Here is an 18,166-nt window from a genome sequence, read left to right as displayed (position 1 = left end):
ACCCAGGACGGGAAGGTGAATCCGGGGCCTGGGATGCGCAGGTGACGCGTCGGGGCGATAGGGTTACCCTGCCCGGGCCGGGTGCCCTCGTACGGGTGGGGAGTGTCATGGAACAAATAGCTATGCGAAGCAGGCCGAGAGTGCCTGCCATCAACTGCGGAAGCAGCACGACCAGCACACGTCTGGACCGTCATCTCGCGATACTGGGCGGCCCTGCCGTACCGCACCGCGAGAGCGCGGAGGCGACGTTGCTGATGCGGGAGCTGACATCGCGGGATTCGGCGCGCACCAAGGCGAGCCGCAGTGCACGGGTGTCGCTGTTCGCGCCTCTGCGGCGCCTGCGGCGCTCGCTGTTCGGCAGCCGCGGCTGATCCCACCTTCCGGCGGTCACACCGTCCCGGCACAGCGCTGCGGCCAGCGGCGTTGCGGTGTGCTCGCCGTGAACGGCAGGAGCTCTACGCGCGTCCATGTGCGCCGACGTGCGTTCGGACACCTGTGGCGACCACCCGCGCCGTCCGAACGTGCCACCGTGCGAGCCGACCTGTGCGCCTCGGTCCACGGCCCCCGGCCCACGGTTCACAGCAACGCGAACTGACCGTCCGGCCCTTCCTCGTGATGGTCCAGCACCGAGGCGGGGCGCCGTGCTCCCGAGGGAGCGGGCAGCACCCCCGCGAGGCGCAGCGCGTCGGCGGAGATCCCCGCCGCGCGCGCCCGCCGCGACCCCGGTTCCGCCGCCAGCCGCTCCGCCAGCTTCCGCCGCTCCGGCCGGAGGGCCGCCAGCAGCGTGAGCACGGTGACGAGTTCGAGCAGCTCCGTGGTCGTCTCCCGGGTCCAGCGCGCGGGGCGGAGCGCCTCCAGCGTCCCCGGGGCCGCGACGGCCGACCGGCGCTCGTACCAGGCCTCCAGCACCCGCACCCCGCCCGCGTGGAACTCCCAGGCGGCGGCCGGCACCGGCGAGACCAGCCCGTCCCCGATCCGCAGCGCCTCCTCCTCCGGGTCGTACTCCAGCTCCCCGGCCCGTGGCACGGCGGGCAGCGGCGCGCGTACGTACGGGCGCCGGCCGCCGGGCAGCCGGGGATGGCCGCCGGGCCGGCCCGCGACGGGATCCGCGCAGCGCTCGCCCCGGGTGTGCAGCCAGATCGAGGTCCGGCCCAGCTCGACGGCCGCGAGCCAGAGTTCCGGGTCGCGGGTGAGCGGCACCACGACACCGTCCCGCTGGTCCCGGGCGGGGAGGCCCGCGACGGTGATCCAGGCGAGGAGGTCCTCGGCGCTCACCGGCAGACCGAGGAGCTCACCGAGCAACTCGGTCAGGCCGGGCGCGAGGTTGGGGTCCTGCCCGCCGGGCCGCCGGTACAGCGGCCGGATCCGGCCCGGCTTCCCGGCGGGGGACCGGCCGTCGGGCAGCACGGCGCCGAACGCCAGTGCGGGGCCGGGGACGTTCGGGAGCCGGGCCTGCTCCACGGCGAAGATCTGCCGCTCGTCGGCGACCCGCCACAGCTCGGGGCGGGCGGCGTCGATGAGCCGGTGGTCGGGGATCAGCCACTGCAGGTCGAAGGCGCCGTGCAGGACCCGGACCGGGTCGGGGCACGGCCCGCTCTCGCGGGCGAGCCGGGTGGTGGCGGCGGACCGCCCCTCCCGTCCCGGGACGGCGAGCTGGGGTGCCGGGGTGTGCAGTCCGCGGGCCCGGCTCGGACGCAGCAGCCGCTCACGTTCCGGGTCGTCCGGTGCCGCCAGCAGCGCGTCCCAGCGCGCCCGCAGCGCCTTCGCGTCGGGCGCCACCGCCCAGGACCGCCCGTACAGCAGCGGCGGCACGGACCACGGCATCAGATCGGCGAGGACGGGAGCGCCATGGCCCGCCCCGGAGTTGGAGCCGGCAGCTCGTGGCGGCGTCACGTCACGGGCCTCCCCAGCGCCTGGATTCGCGGATGCGCTTCCCACCGTCGGCATCGTACTGAGCCGCGGTCGCGGCCGCACCGCCACCCGGGAAGCGCGACCTGTACGGATTGTCACCGAAAGCAAAGCGACGGGCGCCCGCTGTCAGCGCGCCTCCATCGTCACGGTGAACGAGAACCGGTCCCCCGGTAGTGGATCCGCACCACGTCCACCGCGCGGCCCGACTCGTCGTACGTCACCCCGGTGTAGTGCAGGATCGGGCTGAGCAGCGGGACCTGGAGCAGCCGCGCCGTCTCCGGGTCCGCCAGCCGGGCCTCCACCGTGTCGGTGATCCGGCTGATCCGCACGCCGAGCGCGTCCCGCAGGACCTTCGTCATCGGCCACCGTTCGAGATCGGCCAGATCGATGCGCTCGGCGAGTTCCGGACGGACGAAGTTCTCCGCCCAGTTGGTCGGCTCGCCGCTCGCCTCGCAGCGCAGCCGCCGGAAGAAGGCCGCCTCCGCCAGGTCGGGGAGGTGCTCGGCGGCCCAGGACGGAACGGGCGCGGTCCCGTGCCCGAGCACCGCGGTGTGCTCACCCGACTGCTGGGCCACGATCGCGTCGACCGAACCCAGCAGCCGGACCGGCGCGCCGCGCAGCGCGGTCGGCTCGATGAAGGTGCCGCGCCGCCGGTGCCGGCTGATCAGCCCCTCCGTCTCCAGCTCCTTGAGGGCCTGGCGCATCGTCAGCACGCTCACGCCGTAGTGGCCGGCCAGGTCGTCCTCGGTCGGCAGCCGCAGCGGGGCGTCCGGGCGGCGGCCCAGTATCGAGGCGCGCAGCGACTGCGAGACCTGGTACCACAGCGGCAGTTTGCGGTTGAGGACGATCGAGTCCGGGGCGAAGGCGGTCATGAGGTGGGGAAGTGCCGCTCAAGGCCCTTCCACACCTCGTCGTAACCCTCCTGCCGGTGATCGGCGGCGAGTGCGCCGCTGGTCGGTACGACGGGCCAGCGGGTCTCGAACATGAACGCCAGTCCGTCGTCGACCTTCTGCGGCTTCAGCTCGGCGGCGCTGGCCTTGTCGAAGGTGGCGCGGTCCGGGCCGTGCGCCGACATCATGTTGTGCAGCGAGGCGCCGCCCGGGACGAACCCCTCGGCCTTCGCGTCGTACGCGCCCTCGATCAGCCCCATGAACTCGCTCATGACATTGCGGTGGAAGTACGGCGGGCGGAAGGTGTCCTCGCCGACCAGCCAGCGCGGCGCGAAGACCACGAAGTCGGCGTTGGCCAGCCCGGGGGTGTCGGAGGGGGCGGTCAGCACGGTGAAGATCGACGGGTCCGGGTGGTCGTAGCTCAGCGACCCCAGGACGTTGAAGCGCCGCAGGTCGTAGGCGTACGGGACGAGGTTGCCGTGCCAGCCGACGACGTCGAGCGGTGAGTGGTCGTAGGTCGCGGCCCAGAGGTTGCCGCCGAACTTGTTGATCACCTCGACCGGCTCCTCGCGGTCCTCGAAGGCGGCCACCGGCGCCAGGAAGTCCCGCGCGTTGGCCAGCCCGTTCGCACCGATCGGGCCGAGGTCGGGGAGCCGGAACGCCTGCCCGTAGTTCTCGCAGACATAGCCGCGGGCCGTGGGATCCAGCAGCTCCACCCGGAAGCGCATCCCGCGCGGGATCAGCGCCACCTCGCCGGGGCCGGCCTGGAGCAGGCCCAGCTCGGTGCGGAGCAGCAGGGTGCCGTGCTCGGGCACGATCAGGAACTCGCCGTCGGAGGACGAGAAGACCCGGTCCGTCATCGACGTGTTCGCCGCGTACCAGTGGATGCCGATGCCCTCGCGGCGCAGCACGTCACCGTTGCCGCCGACGGAGACCAGGCCCTGGACGAAGTCCGTGGGGACGTCCGGCAGCGCGGGCGCGCTCCAGCGCAGCCGGTTGGGGTCCGGCTCGACGTCCAGGAACGGCGCGCTGCGCAGCGCCCCGTTGTCGATCCGGCGGAACGGCGGGTGCACGGCCGAGGGGCGGATCCGGTACAGCCAGCTGCGGCGGTTCTGGTGCCGGGGCTCGGTGAACGCGGTGCCGCTGAGCTGCTCCGCGTACAGCCCGAGCGGGGCGCGCTGCGGAGAGTTCCGGCCGATCGGCAGTGCGCCGGGCACCGCCTCGCTGACGTGCTCGTTCCCGAAACCGGGGGAGTACGTGAGGTCCGTGTCGTGCGTGCTGCCCATCGTGCGCTCCCGGTGCCGTTGTCCCATTCCTATGGTCGACCATAGGAATGGGACGGGCAAACCGTCAATGACCTTGGACCCCGCCGCCGCTAGGCTGGCCTGAAAAGGAGGGTGTGCCGTGACCGGCCAAGGGCTCCGCCGAACCCCGGTGCAGCAGCGCAGCACCGAACGCCTCAGCCGCATCCTCGACGCCTGCGCCCAGCTGCTGGACGAGGCCGGGTACGAGAGCCTCAGCACGCGCGCGGTCGCCGTCCGCGCCGGCGTCCCCATCGGCTCCGTCTACCGCTTCTTCTCCAACAAGCGCGCGATGGCCGACGCCCTGGCGCAGCGCAATCTCGACCAGTACCTGGACCACGTCACGGCCCGCCTCGCGGAACCGGCGGCGACGCCGCTGTCGCTCGAGGTCGCCGTCGAGGTGGTCGTGGACGAGTACATCGCGATGAAGGGCGCCACCCCCGGCTTCGAGCTCGTCGACTTCGGCATCCCCGGCGAATCCGAGCCCAACCGCCACGTCGCCGACCGGCTGCTGGAACTGCTCGCCGGGCGGCTGGGCCTCGACCCGGCGGACGCGTACGCCCGGCTCACCTTCGTGATCAGCGTGGAGGCCGCCGACGCCCTGCTCCAGCTGGCCTTCCGTACCGATGCGGCGGGGGACCCGGCCGTGATCGCCGAGACGAAGCGGATGCTGCGCGCCTATCTCGCGCGGTAGGTCCCGTGGCCGGGGCCGGGCGCTGCCCTCAGCCCCTGACGGGGGCAGATCGGTCCCCAACGGGGGACAGATCGGCGCCGTCCCGGGGGTTCACACATGCATACCGGTCGGTATGCTCGGCTGTGCGTGTGCCGCACTCGTCCCAGGAGATTTCCCAGGAGAGCCCGATGACCCGTACCGCCCTGCGTATCTGCCCGCTGTGCGAGGCCACCTGCGGTCTGACGCTCACCTTCGACGACGACACGGTCACGAGCGCCCGCGGCGACCGCGACGACGTGTTCAGCGCCGGCTTCATCTGCCCCAAGGGCGCGACCTTCGGCGCCCTCGACGCCGACCCCGACCGGCTGAGCCGCCCCCTGGTGCGCCGGGACGGCCGGCTCGTCGAGACGGGCTGGGCGGAGGCGTTCGCCGCCGTCGCCGCGGGACTCGGCGCGGTCACCGCCGCGCACGGACCGGACGCCGTCGGCGTCGTCCTCGGCAACCCCAACGTCCACACCGTCGCGGGCGGCCTCTACCCCGCGCAGCTCGTCGGCGCGCTGCGCAGCCGCAACATCTTCTCCGCCAGCACCCTGGACCAGATGCCCAAGCACGTCGCGTGCGGCTATCTCTTCGGCGACCCGAACGCGATCCCGGTGCCCGACCTGGACCGTACCGACCATCTGCTCATCATCGGCGCGAACCCGCTGGTCTCCAACGGCAGTCTGGCCACCGCCGCCGACTTCCCCGGCAAGCTCAAGGCGCTGCGGCGGCGGGGCGGGCGGATCACCGTCATCGACCCCAAGCGCACCCGCACCGCTGAGGCCGCCGACCGGCACGTCTCGCTGCGGCCGGGCACCGACGCGGCGCTGCTCTTCGCCGTCGTGCAGGTGCTGTTCGCCGAGGGCCTCACCGATCTCGGCGCGCTCGCGGACCAGGTGACCGGTGTGGAGGAGGTGCGCGCGCTCGCCGCCGCCTTCACCCCGGAGGCCGTCGAGGGCGTGTGTGAGGTGCCGGCCGCCGAGATCCGCGCCCTCGCCCGTGAACTGGCCGCCGCGCCCAGCGCCGCCGTCTACGGGCGGCTCGGCAGCACCGCCGTCGAGTTCGGCACCCTGTGCAGCTGGCTCGTGGACGTGCTCAACGTGCTGACCGGCAACCTCGACCGGCCCGGCGGCGCCATGTTCCCGCTCTCCCCGACCGCCCGGGCACCCCGGCCCGCCGCGCCCGGCAAGGGCTTCACCGTCGGCCGCTGGCACAGCCGGGTCTCCGGCCACCCCGAGGTGAAGAGCGAACTCCCCAGCGCCGCCCTCGCCGAGGAGATCGACACCCCCGGCGAAGGCCGCGTCCGGGCCGTCATCGCCCTCGCCGCCAACCCGGTGCTCTCCGCGCCCGACGGCCACCGCCTCGACCGGGCGCTGGCCGGGCTGGACTTCATGGTCAGCGTCGACCCGTACCTCAACGAGACCTCCCGGCACGCCCATGTCGTGCTGCCGCCGCCCCGGCCGACGCAGAGCGCGCACTACGACTTCGCCTTCTCCACGCTCGCCGTCCGCAACACCGTGCGCTACAGCCGCCCGGCCGTGGAACTGGCGGACGGCCGCCCCGGCGAGCCCGAGATCTACGCCCGGCTCGTCCAGATCCTGTCCGGCGCGGCGCCGGACGCGGACCCGACCGCCGTGGACGAACAGGCCATCGCCCGGCTGCTCGCCCGTGCCACCGCCGACCCGTTCTCGCCGCTGCACGGCGGCGACCCGGCCGAGCTGGCGGCCCGGCTCGGCGGCAGGACCGGATACGAGCGGCGGCTCGACCTCATGCTCCGCCTCGGCCCGTACGGCCTCACCCTCGACAAGGTCCTCGCCCAGCCGCACGGCATCGACCTCGGCCCGCTCGCCCCCCGCATCCCCGAGGTGCTCCGCACGCCGTCGGGCCGGATCGAGCTCGCGCCGGCGCCGATCGCCGCCGACGTGCCGCGGCTGCTGCGCAGCCTGACCGAACGGGCCGCGGGGCCCGTTCTCATCGGCCGCCGCCACCTGCGCTCCAACAACAGCTGGATGCACAACCTGCCCGCGCTCTCCGGCGGCACCAACCTGTGCACCCTCCAGGTCCACCCGGAGGACGCGGCCCGGTTCGGACTCACCGACGGGGCGACCGCCCTGGTCAAGGGCGACGGCGGCGAGATCGAGGCACCGGTCGAGGTCACCGACGCCGTACGCCCCGGCGTCGTCAGCCTGCCGCACGGCTGGGGCCACGACCGCGGCGGCACCCGGCTCAGCACCGCCGGACTGCACCCCGGCGTCAACGTCAACCAACTCCTGGACGGCAGCCGCCTCGACCCGCTGTCGGGCACGGCCGTCCTCAACGGCTTCCCGGTGCAGGTCTCGGCGCTGCCGGATCTGCCGGGTCTGCCGGCGAGCGGCTGATCGGGTCCGGCAGGGCGGCGCGCGGGCGTGGGTCCGCGCGTGAGCCAGAGCGCGCGTGAGCCAGAGCACGGAGGGGCCTCTGGCGTGCGAAAACTAACGGCGCTAGTTTGGGTGGGTCAGGCAGACCCGCCCCCTACCGGGAGGACGACGACGTGAAGGCTCACGACGGCATGTACATCGACGGGGCCTGGCGCCCCGCCGCCGGGCACGAGTCGATCGAGGTGGTCAATCCGGCGGACGAGCAGGTCATCGGATCCGTGCCGGCCGGCACCCCGCAGGACGTCGACGCCGCCGTGCGGGCCGCGCGCGCCGCGCTCCCCGCGTGGGCCGCGACCGCCCCCGCCGTCCGCGCCGCTCTCATCGGCGCACTGCGCGACCGGCTGGCCGCCCGCCGCGAGGAGATCGCCGGGACGATCAGCGCCGAACTCGGCGCTCCGCTCGGCTTCGCCGCCGCCGTCCACACCGACCTCCCGATCGCCGTCGCGGGTTCGTACGCGCAACTCGCCGCGTCGTACGCCTTCGAGGAGAAGGTCGGCAACTCCACCGTGCTGCAGGAGCCGGTGGGCGTCGTCGGCGCCATCACGCCCTGGAACTACCCGCTGCACCAGATCGTCGCCAAGGTCGCCCCCGCGCTGGCCGCCGGCTGCACGATCGTCCTCAAGCCCGCCGAGGACACCCCGCTCACCGCGCAGCTCTTCGCCGAGGCCGTCGACGAGGCGGGCATCCCGGCCGGGGTGTTCAACCTCGTCACCGGCCTGGGCCCGGTAGCCGGCCAGGCGCTGGCCGCCCACGACGGCGTGGACCTCGTCTCGTTCACCGGTTCCACCGCCGTCGGCAGGCAGATCGGCGCCACCGCGGGCGGCGCCGTGAAGCGCGTCGCCCTCGAACTCGGCGGCAAGTCCGCCAACGTCATCCTGCCGAGCGCCGACCTCGCCAAGGCGGTCAACGTGGGGCTCGGCAACGTCTTCGCCAACTCCGGCCAGACCTGCAGCGCCTGGACGCGCATGCTCGTCGACGCCGACCGCTATGACGAGGCCGTGCAGATCGCCACGGCCGCCGCCGCCAAGTACGTGCCGGGGGACCGGCTCGGGCCGGTCGTCAACGCCAAGCAGCGCGACCGGGTCCGCGGCTACATCCGGCGCGGCATCGAGGAGGGCGCCAGGGTCGTCGCGGGCGGCCCCGACGCCCCCGAGGGGTTCAGGAACGGCTACTACATCCGGCCGACCGTCTTCGCCGACGTCACCCCGGACATGACCATCGCCCAGGAGGAGATCTTCGGCCCGGTCGTCGCGATCCTGAAGTACCAGGACGAGGACGACGCCCTGCGCATCGCCAACGGCACCGTCTACGGTCTCGCGGGCGCGGTCTGGGCGGCCGAGGAGTCCGAAGCCGTGGCCTTCGCCCGCCGGATGGACACCGGTCAGGTCGACATCAACGGCGGCCGGTTCAACCCGCTGGCGCCGTTCGGCGGGTACAAGCAGTCGGGTGTCGGGCGGGAACTGGGCGCCCATGGGCTGGCGGAGTATCTGCAGACGAAGTCGCTGCAGTTCTGACGTGCCCGCTCTGACGTGCCCGCTCTGACGTGCCCGCTCTGACGTGTCCGCGCGTCGGGCCCTGTCCGCGCGTCGGGCCCGGCCCCGCGTCGGGCCCCGGTCACTTTCCGGTGATCCGCAGTGATTGAGTACCGTGCTTCCGGCTGCCCGAACGGTGTCAGAGCCGGGTGACCTGAGCCGTCCCAGAAGAGAGTCCGAGAGGAACCCCGTGGTCCGCGCCGCCGTCCTTCCCGCCGTCAGCCAGCCCCTGATCGTCACCGAGATCGAGATCCCGGCACCGGGCCCCGGCCAGGTCCGGGTCCGCCTCGCCGCCGCGGGCGTCTGCCACTCCGACCTGTCGCTGTCCAACGGGACGCTGCGCCAGCCCGTCCCGGCCGTCCTCGGGCACGAGGGCGCCGGGACCGTCATCGAGGTCGGTGAGGGGGTCACGGCGGTCGCGCCGGGCGACCGCGTCGTCCTCAACTGGGCGCCCTCCTGCGGGACCTGCCACTTCTGCGCCCTGGACGAGCCGTGGCTCTGCGCCAACGCCGGCGCCGCCGCCACCGTCCCGTACGCGAAGCTCTCCGCCGATGGGAGCGAGCTGTACCCCGGCCTCGGCACCGCCGTCTTCGCCGAGGAGACGGTCGTCCCCGAGAACGCGATCCTGCCGCTGCCGGACGGCATCCCGCTCACCGACGCCGCCCTGCTCGGCTGCGCGGTCCTCACCGGCTACGGCGCCGTGCACCACGCCGCCCGGGTCCGCGCCGGGGAGTCGGTCGCGGTCTTCGGGGTCGGGGGCGTCGGGCTGTCCGTGCTGCAGTCGGCCCGTATCGCGGGCGCGGGGGCGGTGATCGCGGTCGATGTCTCGGCCGCGAAGGAGGAGCTGGCGCGGGCGGCGGGCGCCACGGAGTTCGTGCTGGCCTCCACCGACTCCTCCAGCGCTTCTGACACCGCGAAGCGGATCCGCAAGCTGACCGGTGGGTACGGCGCGGACGTCGCCATCGAGTGCGTCGGCCGCGCCGACACCATCCGTACGGCCTGGTCGTCCACCCGGCGTGGCGGCCGGACGACGGTCGTCGGCATCGGCGGCCAGGACCAGCAGGTCACGTTCACCGCGCTGGAACTGTTCTACTTCGGCCGCACGCTGTCCGGCTGCGTGTACGGGAACAGCGACCCGGCCAGGGACCTGCCGGTGCTGGCGGAACACATCCGGGCGGGGCGGCTGGACCTGGGCGCGATGGTGACGGAACGGATCGGGCTGGACGGGATCCCGGCGGCGTTCGAGGCTATGACGGCTGGGCGGGGTGGCCGGGCGCTGGTCGTTTTTGACTGATCGTGCGTCGTGGGTGCGGTGCCCGGGTCCTGCGGGGCGGCGGTTCGAAATCGACTATTTACGGGCCTGGCGGCCCACAAATGGCTCGGCGGCATTTCGAACCACCACCCCTCCGGCCCCGGGCACCTCGCGTTCGGACCTCGTGGCTACTCGACCTGGGCGAGCCACCCGCGGTAGACCGTGGTGAACGGCTCGGCGCCGTCGCCTACTTGCCGCATGAGCCACTGCGCCGCTGCGGCGGCCTGGTCGATGACGTCGGCCGGGTATCCGTAGCGGACCTGGTGTTCGGCGAACTCGTCCTCGTCCACCAGTAGCGGTGTCGGCTCGCCGCGCTTGCGGATCACGTCCAGGTCGAGGTCGACCATGGTGACCAGGGACGCGGACCGCCACTCGGGTGGGGTGGTGATGTCGCAGTAGATCTCGGTGGAGCGGGGCGCCGCGTTGAAGGCCGCCGTCCACCACCCCTGCCGGGGGAAGAGGAGCACCTGCGCCTCCGGGCAGGGGACCTCCGGGCCGTGGCCCTTGCGCATCACGCTGTCGGCGGGCAGTCCGAGCCAGACGCCGTGCTCGTCCTCGCCCAGCCGGTGCATGGCCATGTTCCAGTGCAACGATCCGTCGTACTTCCGGTACTCCACCCGCACGTCATCAGACATGCGGGGCATCGTAACCGCCGTCGTCGTACTGGATGGAGAGCCCGTCGACCAGGGCCCGCAGCCCCGTCTCGAACGCTCCCTCGTCGACCTGCTGCTGATGCTCCGCCAGCAGATGCGCGCTGCCCAGGTGCGGGTAGTCGGCGGGGTCGTACGCGCCCGCGTCGTCGACGAAGCCGCGGGCGAAGGAGCCGAGGGCCGAGCCGGCCACGAAGTAGCGCATCAGCGCGCCGATCCGGGTCGCGTGTGCGGGGGGCCAGCCGGCGTCGACCATGCCGCCGAAGACGGCATCGGCCATGCGGAGGCCGGCCGGCCGGCGGCCGGGGCCCTGGGCGAGGAACGGCACGATGTTGGGGTGCGCGGTCAGTGCCGCGCGGTAGGAGCGGCCCCATTCCAGGAGCGCCGTCCGCCAGTCGGGGCCGCCCTGGAACATCGACAGGTCGACCTGGGAGACGACCGTGTCGGCCACCGCGTCGAGGATGTCGTCCTTGACTTTGAAGTGGTTGTAGAGCGACGGCCCGCTGACCCCGAGTACGGCGGCGAGCCGCCGGGTCGAGAGCGCCTGCAGACCTTCCGCGTCCACGAGTGTGAGCGCCGCGGCGACGATGAGTTCGCGGTTCAGGAGGGGCTTGCGAGGGCGGGCCATGCCACGCATAGTAGGGCCTGCGGAATAGAAACTAGCGGTGCTAATTTATGGGAGGTGTCCCCGTGGACCTTGCGCTCTCGCAGGAGCAGACCGCCGTCCGGCAGCTCGCCAGGGACTTCACCGAGCGCGAGATCACGCCGCATGTGGTGGCGTGGGACCGTGCCGAGAGTGTGGACCGGGGCATCGTCAAGAAGCTCGGCGCGCTCGGCTTCCTCGGGCTCACCATCGACGAGGAGTACGGCGGCTCGGGCGGCGACCATCTCGCGTACTGCCTCGTCACCGAGGAGCTGGGGCGTGGCGACTCGGCCGTGCGCGGCATCGTCTCGGTGTCGCTGGGGCTGGTCGCCAAGTCGATCGCGTACTGGGGGAGCGAGGAGCAGAAGCGCGCGTGGCTGCCGCGGCTCACCTCCGGTGAGGCGGTCGGCTGCTTCGGGCTGACCGAGCCCGGTACCGGTTCGGACGCGGCGAACCTGACGACGCGGGCGGTGCGCGACGGCGACTCGTACGTCATCACCGGCTCGAAGATGTTCATCACCAACGGCACCTGGGCCGATGTCGTGCTGCTCTTCGCGCGCACCGGCGACCCCGTGGACAAGCCGGGCCACAAGGGCGTCAGCGCCTTCCTGGTGCCGACCGACACCCCGGGGCTGACCCGCACGGAGATCCACGGCAAGCTCGGGCTGCGCGGCCAGGCCACCGCCGAGCTGGTGCTCGACGGTGTCCGCGTACCGGCCTCCGCCATGATCGCGCCCGAGGGCAAGGGTTTCTCGGTGGCGATGTCCGCCCTGGCCAAGGGCCGGATGTCGGTCGCGGCGGGCTGTGTCGGCATCGCCCAGGCGTGCCTGGACGCGGCCGTGGCGTACGCGGGGGAGCGCGAGCAGTTCGGCAAGCCGATCGCCCACCACCAGCTGGTGCAGGAGCTGATATCCGACATCGCGGTGGACGTGGACGCCGCCCGGCTGCTCACCTGGCGGGTCGCCGACCACATCGACCGCGGGCTGCCCTTCGCGACCGAGTCCTCGGTGGCGAAGCTCTACGCGAGCGAGGCCGCGGTGCGCGCCGCCAACAACGCGCTGCAGGTGTTCGGCGGGTACGGGTACATCGACGAGTACCCGGCGGGGAAGCTGCTGCGGGACGCACGCGTCATGACGTTGTACGAGGGCACCAGTCAGATCCACAAGCTGCTCATCGGGCGCGCCCTGACCGGGGTCTCCGCGTTCTGAGCACGGAATGGTCCGATTGACCGACCGGCCGGTATCTAAGCGCTTGCTCACCTTGGCTGTAAGGTGTCGGCCATGGATGTGGAGGCAGGAACGACCGACGCGTGGAGCGACGTCACCCCCGATGCGGCCCGTCGGCTGGTGATCGCCGCGGTCGAGGCGTTCGCCGAGCGCGGGTATCACGCGACGACGACCCGGGACATCGCCGGGCGCGCCGGAATGAGCCCCGCGGCGCTCTACATCCACTACAAGACCAAGGAAGAGCTGCTCTACCAGATCAGCCGGGTCGGCCATCTGCGCTCCGTCGGGCTGCTCGAAGAGGCCGCCAACGGTCCCGGCGCGCCGGGCGAGCGGCTCGCCGTCGCCGTGCGGGCCTTCGTCAGCTGGCACGCGGAGCGGCACACCACCGCGCGCGTCGTGCAGTACGAGCTGGGGGCTCTCGCCGAGGACCACTACACCGAGATCGTCGCGCTGCGCCGCAAGTCGGAGCGCGCGGTCCGCTCGATCATCGAGGACGGTGTACGGACCGGCGAGTTCGACGTGCCGGACGTCGCCGGCACGGCGCTCGCCATCCTGTCGCTGTGCATCGACGTCGCCCGCTGGTTCAACCCCGACGGACGCCGTACGCCCGACGACGTCGGCGTGCTCTACGCCGACCTCGTCGGGCGCATGGTCGGCCCGCGACAGCCCGTGCCGTAGCGGGTCACGGGGTGCCGTAACCACTCACCGCGTGCCGTACCGCTCACGGCGTGCCGTAACCGTTCACGGCGTGCCGTGGCCGCTCACAGGTAGAAGCGGGCCACGGTCTCCGCGACGCACACCGGCTTGTCGCCGCCCTCGCGCTCGATCGTCACCTTGGTGACGAGCTGGACGCCGCCGCCGACCTCGGTGACCTCCGCGATCTGCGCGGTCGCCCGCAGCCGGGAGCCGACCGGGACGGGCGCCGGGAAGCGGACCTTGTTGACGCCATAGTTGACGCCCATCTTCACGCCCTCGACCCGGAAGAGGCCGGGGGTGAGCGACGGGATCAGCGACAGCGTCAGATAGCCGTGCGCGATGGTGGTGCCGAACGGGCCCTGCGCGGCCTTCTCCGGGTCGACGTGGATCCACTGGTGGTCGCCGGTGGCCTCCGCGAACAGGTCGATCCGCTTCTGGTCGATCTCCAGCCAGCCGGTCGGACCGAACTGCTCGCCGACCGCCGCCCGGAGATCGTCCAGCGAAGCGAAGATCCTGGCCTGCGACATCTGATGCCTCCTGTGCCCAACTGTCCGACGGGTTACTAAGCGCTTGCTCAGCATGGTTCCGCGCGTCGGCCGTGTCAACGCCCGGACGGCGGGCACAGAAGGGTTCAGCGTTCCCTGACGGGTCCGCTCACCACATCGAGGGCCGCCGGTGCGCCCACGGCCGGGCCGCCTCCAGCTGCGCCGACAGCGCGATGAGGGTGGCCTCGTCCCCGTACCGGCCGCCGAACATCACGCCGATCGGCAGACCGGCCGGCGTCCAGTGCAGTGGCACGCTCACCGCCGGCTGGCCGGTGGCGTTGTAGAGCGGGGTGAACGGCGTGAAGGCCGCCAGGCCGGCGAACTCCGCCTCCGGGTCGGCGTCGTTGCGCAGCCCGCCCACCGGGGCGGGCGGCTGGGCCAGCGTCGGGGTCAGGATGACGTCGTACGAGGACAGCAGCGCGTCCGCGATCAGCTGTCCCAGCGCGCGGAACGCGTACAGCGACGCCGCGAACTGGGATCCCGACACCCGGCCGCCCTGCTCGCGCAGATGCCGGGTGAGCGGCATCAGCAGCTCCTCGTGCTCCGGGGCGACCGGGTAGACGGTCGACATCACGGCCCACGCCTTGCCGAAGGCGTCGCGGATGCCTTCGTCCACCGGCAGTTCCATCTCGTCCACCTGGTGGCCGAGGCCGCGCAGCAGCTCCGCCGCCGCGTCGTACGCCGCCCGGCAGTCCGGATGCAGTTCGACGCCGGGCACCGGCGGGGTCGGCAGCGCCACCACCCGCAGTCGCCCGGGCTCGGCCCCGGCGTACGAGGCGAAGCTCGCGCCCAGCGGCAGCGAGGGCGCGGCGTACGGGACGCCCGGCATCGGGCCCGCCAGGATGTCGAGCAGCGTGGCGGCGTCCGCGACGCTCCGGGCGATCGGCCCCGACGTGCTCAGCCCGCTCACATCGTGCTGCACGGGACCGCCGCTGATCCGCCCCCGGCTCGGCTTGATGCCGAACAGCCCGCAGACCGACGAGGGGATGCGGATCGAGCCGCCGCCGTCACTGCCCTGCGCGATCGGCGCCAGCCCGGCCGCGACCGCCGCGGCGGCGCCCCCGCTGGAACCGCCGGCGGACAGCTCCAGGTCCCAGGGGGTGCGGGCGGGCGGCGCGAGCTGGTTCTCGGTGTAACAGGGCAGCCCGAACTCGGGGGTGTTGGTCTTGCCGAGCAGGATCGTCCCCGCCTCGCGGAGCTTCGTCACCACATGGTCGTCGATGTCGGGGATGTGGTCGGCGTACGCCCGCGAGCCGAGCGTGCAGCGCACCCCCGCCACGAAGTTGAGGTCCTTCACCGGCACCGGAACCCCGTGCAGCGCCGGCAGTTCCCGCCCCTCGCGGCGCGCGGCCACCGCCTCGCTCGCCGCGTCGGCCGCCTGCTTGCGGGCGATCTCGGGGGTGACGGTGATGTACGCCCCCACGGTCTCGTTCAGCCGCTCGATGCGGTCGAGATAGTGCTCGGTCAGCTCGACCGGCGAAACGGATCCGCTCCGCACCTGTTCCGCCTGCTCCACCGCGGTCAGATCGTGCAGCTGCGCCATGGCTGTCCCGTCCTCTGCTTGTTCGACGTCACGTCACCGTGCGTCGCGATCCTCGCACTACCCGCCGGTAGCGACCAGACCCCGGTCGCAGCGGACGAGCGGAACCGGCCGCCCACCGGCCGGAAGCAGCACACGCGTACGTGGGTCATGATTCGTGATGCCCGCACGCGGGCTGACACCACGGAGGACAGGTGACGGAAGCGGTGCGCCATCCGGCGTTGGAACACGGGGCTCAGCTGTGCGGCCTCGCCGAGAACGAAGCGCTTCCGCAGCATCTGCTGGCCCGTTTCATCGACCGGGCCGATGAGGAGCTCCTGTGCGAGCTCGCGCAGCGGACCGATCTCGGGCCCGCGCTCCGGCAGGCGCTCGTCGAGCGCGGCGGCAGTGCGGTGCGGGAGACGCTCGTGTGGGCCGGGTCCCTGCTGTTGGAGGAGGTGCCCCGGGACGACCCGAAGGTGGCACTCGCCGCCCTGGTCAGCGGCCTCGCGCCGATCTCCTGGGCGGCGGATCTCGCCATCTGCCCCGACCGGGACATCCGTTGGGAGGTGGCGGATCTGGAGCGGGACCTCGGCGAGACCTTCTACGTCCTCGCCAACGACCCGGACCACGGCGTCCTGCAGTCACTCGCCGGCAACGCGGCACTGCCCTCCGACCTGATGGAGGCGCTTGCGCGGCACCCGAGCACGGCCGTACGGTCCGCGCTCGCCCGGAACGATCAGGTTCCCGCCCGTATCCTCGCGGGGTTGCTCGCCGACGGTGGCAGCCCGCCGCCCACCATGTGCGGGTCGTGCCACACCGTCGAAGACCCGGCCGGGCGCCGTGCCCAGTGCGGTGACCACGCACCCGGCATCCGCGAGGTCCAGCTCTCCGCACTGCAGAATCCCGCGACGCCACCGGACGGCCTGGCGGCGTTCGTCTCGCTGCCGGACCCCGGGCATCGGGCCTGCATCGCCGAGCGGTCCGGCATCGCGGACGAGGTGTACACCGCTCTGGCCGATGATGCCGACCCGTACGTCCGGCGCACCCTCGCCGCGAACCCGGAGGTCCCGGAGCAGTTGCTGCGACGCCTTGCAGGGGACTCCTCCTCGGTGGTCCTGCGCGAGCTCGGCACCAACCCGGCCATCCCGCTGGACGTGCTCATTTCGCTCGCCGCCCACCAGCGCTTCGGACGGGAGATCCTGCCGAGGATCGCCGCCGCCTCCGAGGACGAACTGCGGCTGCTGGCCGCGTCTCCCATCGCCCAGGTGCGGGCGCTCGCCGCCGTCAGGGAAGATCTGCCGGCCGATCTGCTCGCCGGTTTTGTGACGGATCCGGATGCGGGAGTGGCCAAGCGGGTCGCGCCCCATCCCTCCCTCACCGCAGGTCATTTGCACGCCATCGCGGAACGGCACGGGCCGCCGGTCTACAGCGCGGTCGCAGCGAATCCGCACTGCTCCGCCGGCCTGCTGCACCGGATGGCGCTCGACTCCCGCGCGGTCCGCAAGGCGCTGCGCTCCATCGCCCGCCACCCGTCGGCCACCGCCGAGACGCTGCTGATCTGTCTGGAACACAGCGACGGACGCCGCTACGCAGTCCAGCACCCCGCGATGCCGCCGGCGCTCCTGGTGGAACTGCTGGCCGACCCCGACTGGGACCTGGCCTCGGGAGCGGCGGAGAACAGCGCCCTTCCCACGGCGGTCATGGAGCGGCTGCTCGACGGCTGGCTGCCCGGAGTTCCGGAGGCGGGCTGACACCGGGCTCCGGTGGAGTCGGGTCACACTACCGGCCCAGGCGGTGCCCGTTGGACGGTGCGCTCGCGGCGTGCCGCGCACGACGGGTCGGTGTGGGAGCCGGCCGGGGGAAGCGGCGTGGTTGGGTGAAGGGTATGACTGGTATCCCTGCCTTCCGGATCGAGTTCGACGGCCACCCCGCCACCGCCGAGGAGCTCGCGCGGTTCGTCATGGTCAGCAGCTATGGCCACTTCACCGCCATGCAGGTCAGAGGGCGCGCGGTGCGCGGTCTCGACTTTCATCTCGATCGGCTGGAGCGCGCCACCCGGGAGCTGTTCGGCACCGGGCTGGACGGCGGGCGGGTGCTGGACGCGGTCCGGCACGCGCTGGGTGACGACGTCGACGCGTCGGTGCGCGTCAACGTCTTCCGGCCCGACGAGGCCGGTGACGTCTCCCTCATGGTGACGGTCCGGGGTCCAGGGCCCGCGCCGAGCGGTCCGCAGAGCCTGATGTCCGTCGACTACCAGCGGCCCGTGGCCCAGGTGAAGCACGTCGGGGGCTTCGCCCAGGGCTACTTCGGCAACGCCGCGCACGAGGCGGGATTCGACGAGGCGCTCCTCGTCGGGCCCGGTGGCGTGATCTCCGAGGGGGCGATCACCAACGTCGGCTTCGCGGACGGCGACACGGTCGTCTGGCCCGACGCGCCCGCCCTGCACGGCATCACGATGCGGGTGATCCAGCGGGAGATGGACGCGGCGGGCCTGCCGTGGCGGCACCGGCGGGTCACGGTGGCGGACGTGGAATCGTTCGACGGGGCCTTCGCCTGCAACTCCCGGGGGATCGCTCCGGTCGGCCGGCTGGACGATCTGATCCTGCCGACGGCCGCGGATCTGGTGAAGCGGGTGATCGGGCTCTTCGACTCCGCTCCGTGGGACGCACTCTGAGCGGCTGTCAGAGTCGTGGTCCGAGCCGTGGTGCGAGCCGTGGTGCGAGCCGTGGTCCGAAACCGCGGTCCCCAACCACGGCCCCCAACCACGGTCCCCAACCACGGCCCCCAACCACGGCCCCCAACCACGGTC

Annotated in this window: 15 protein-coding genes and 1 pseudogene; 9 read left to right on the top strand and 7 right to left on the bottom strand. The window is 72.8% G+C overall.

The genetic code is table 11. The features are described from left to right. Window positions 1-107: 107 nt before the first annotated feature. Entirely contained in the window at window positions 108-371 is a 264-nt protein-coding gene (locus tag LNW72_RS10635; protein ID WP_138353313.1) for a hypothetical protein, read from the top strand. Between the two features lie 205 nt (window positions 372-576). Here the strand turns inward: LNW72_RS10635 and LNW72_RS10630 are convergent, their stop codons facing one another. From LNW72_RS10630 to hmgA, 3 genes and pseudogenes are all read right to left on the bottom strand, one after another. Next, window positions 577-1,947, bottom strand: coding sequence for a type ISP restriction/modification enzyme (locus LNW72_RS10630; protein WP_374117204.1), 1,371 nt, complete (start codon window positions 1,945-1,947; stop codon window positions 577-579). 90 nt (window positions 1,948-2,037) lie between these two features. Next, window positions 2,038-2,783: pseudogene (locus LNW72_RS10625) on the bottom strand (GntR family transcriptional regulator). Then, the gene (gene hmgA / locus LNW72_RS10620; protein ID WP_250975173.1) at window positions 2,780-4,087 is read right to left on the bottom strand and encodes a homogentisate 1,2-dioxygenase; all 1,308 of its coding nucleotides are present in this window, start codon (window positions 4,085-4,087) and stop codon (window positions 2,780-2,782) included. The pseudogene LNW72_RS10625 and the gene hmgA overlap by 4 nt, the downstream one beginning before the upstream one ends. A 118-nt stretch (window positions 4,088-4,205) precedes the next feature. Between hmgA and LNW72_RS10615 the strand changes: the two genes are divergently transcribed. The 4 genes from LNW72_RS10615 to LNW72_RS10600 all read left to right on the top strand — a co-directional run bounded on the left by LNW72_RS10615 (window position 4,206) and on the right by LNW72_RS10600 (window position 10,057). Beyond that, window positions 4,206-4,796 carry a TetR/AcrR family transcriptional regulator gene (locus tag LNW72_RS10615; RefSeq protein ID WP_250975172.1) on the top strand — a complete coding sequence of 197 codons (591 nt, stop codon included), beginning with the start codon at window positions 4,206-4,208 and terminating at the stop codon, window positions 4,794-4,796. Between the two features lie 167 nt (window positions 4,797-4,963). Further along, complete coding sequence (locus LNW72_RS10610; protein ID WP_250975171.1) at window positions 4,964-7,192, top strand: molybdopterin-dependent oxidoreductase; 2,229 nt, start codon at window positions 4,964-4,966, stop codon at window positions 7,190-7,192. 152 nt (window positions 7,193-7,344) lie between these two features. Beyond that, complete coding sequence (locus LNW72_RS10605) at window positions 7,345-8,745, top strand: aldehyde dehydrogenase family protein (protein ID WP_250975170.1); 1,401 nt, start codon at window positions 7,345-7,347, stop codon at window positions 8,743-8,745. A 208-nt stretch (window positions 8,746-8,953) separates the two neighbouring features. Continuing rightward, window positions 8,954-10,057 (top strand): Zn-dependent alcohol dehydrogenase, encoded by a 1,104-nt coding sequence (locus tag LNW72_RS10600; protein ID WP_250975169.1) that lies wholly within the window; start codon window positions 8,954-8,956, stop codon window positions 10,055-10,057. A gap of 146 nt (window positions 10,058-10,203) precedes the next feature. On the opposite strand, the gene LNW72_RS10595 is transcribed toward LNW72_RS10600, so the two are convergent. Together LNW72_RS10595 and LNW72_RS10590 are read right to left on the bottom strand one after the other, a co-directional pair. Next, complete coding sequence (locus LNW72_RS10595) at window positions 10,204-10,710, bottom strand: DUF402 domain-containing protein (protein ID WP_250975168.1); 507 nt, start codon at window positions 10,708-10,710, stop codon at window positions 10,204-10,206. Further along, window positions 10,703-11,353 (bottom strand): TetR/AcrR family transcriptional regulator, encoded by a 651-nt coding sequence (locus tag LNW72_RS10590; RefSeq protein ID WP_250975167.1) that lies wholly within the window; start codon window positions 11,351-11,353, stop codon window positions 10,703-10,705. Before LNW72_RS10590 ends, LNW72_RS10595 begins: the two co-directional genes overlap by 8 nt. Before the next feature lie 62 nt (window positions 11,354-11,415). Between LNW72_RS10590 and LNW72_RS10585 the strand changes: the two genes are divergently transcribed. Beyond that, the gene (locus LNW72_RS10585; RefSeq protein WP_250975166.1) at window positions 11,416-12,576 is read left to right on the top strand and encodes an acyl-CoA dehydrogenase family protein; all 1,161 of its coding nucleotides are present in this window, start codon (window positions 11,416-11,418) and stop codon (window positions 12,574-12,576) included. A gap of 72 nt (window positions 12,577-12,648) precedes the next feature. After that, on the top strand, window positions 12,649-13,272 hold the full coding sequence (locus LNW72_RS10580) for a TetR/AcrR family transcriptional regulator (protein ID WP_250975165.1): 624 nt from the start codon (window positions 12,649-12,651) through the stop codon (window positions 13,270-13,272). Between the two features lie 83 nt (window positions 13,273-13,355). Here the strand turns inward: LNW72_RS10580 and LNW72_RS10575 are convergent, their stop codons facing one another. Further along, the gene (locus tag LNW72_RS10575) at window positions 13,356-13,817 is read right to left on the bottom strand and encodes a MaoC family dehydratase (protein WP_250975164.1); all 462 of its coding nucleotides are present in this window, start codon (window positions 13,815-13,817) and stop codon (window positions 13,356-13,358) included. A 127-nt stretch (window positions 13,818-13,944) separates the two neighbouring features. Next, window positions 13,945-15,378, bottom strand: coding sequence for an amidase (locus tag LNW72_RS10570; RefSeq protein ID WP_250975163.1), 1,434 nt, complete (start codon window positions 15,376-15,378; stop codon window positions 13,945-13,947). Between the two features lie 191 nt (window positions 15,379-15,569). Here LNW72_RS10570 and LNW72_RS10565 point away from each other — a divergent pair, with 191 nt between their 5' ends. Both LNW72_RS10565 and LNW72_RS10560 read left to right on the top strand, forming a co-directional pair. Next, on the top strand, window positions 15,570-17,108 hold the full coding sequence (locus tag LNW72_RS10565; RefSeq protein WP_250975162.1) for a hypothetical protein: 1,539 nt from the start codon (window positions 15,570-15,572) through the stop codon (window positions 17,106-17,108). A gap of 134 nt (window positions 17,109-17,242) precedes the next feature. After that, window positions 17,243-18,031, top strand: coding sequence for an aminotransferase class IV (locus tag LNW72_RS10560; protein WP_250975161.1), 789 nt, complete (start codon window positions 17,243-17,245; stop codon window positions 18,029-18,031). Window positions 18,032-18,166 lie beyond the last annotated feature (135 nt).

The organism is Streptomyces sp. RKAG293 (assembly GCF_023701745.1).
Classification (GTDB): domain Bacteria; phylum Actinomycetota; class Actinomycetes; order Streptomycetales; family Streptomycetaceae; genus Actinacidiphila.
The sequence above is the reverse complement of the archived record's forward strand: the minus strand, read 5'-3'. Positions and strand labels throughout refer to the sequence as shown.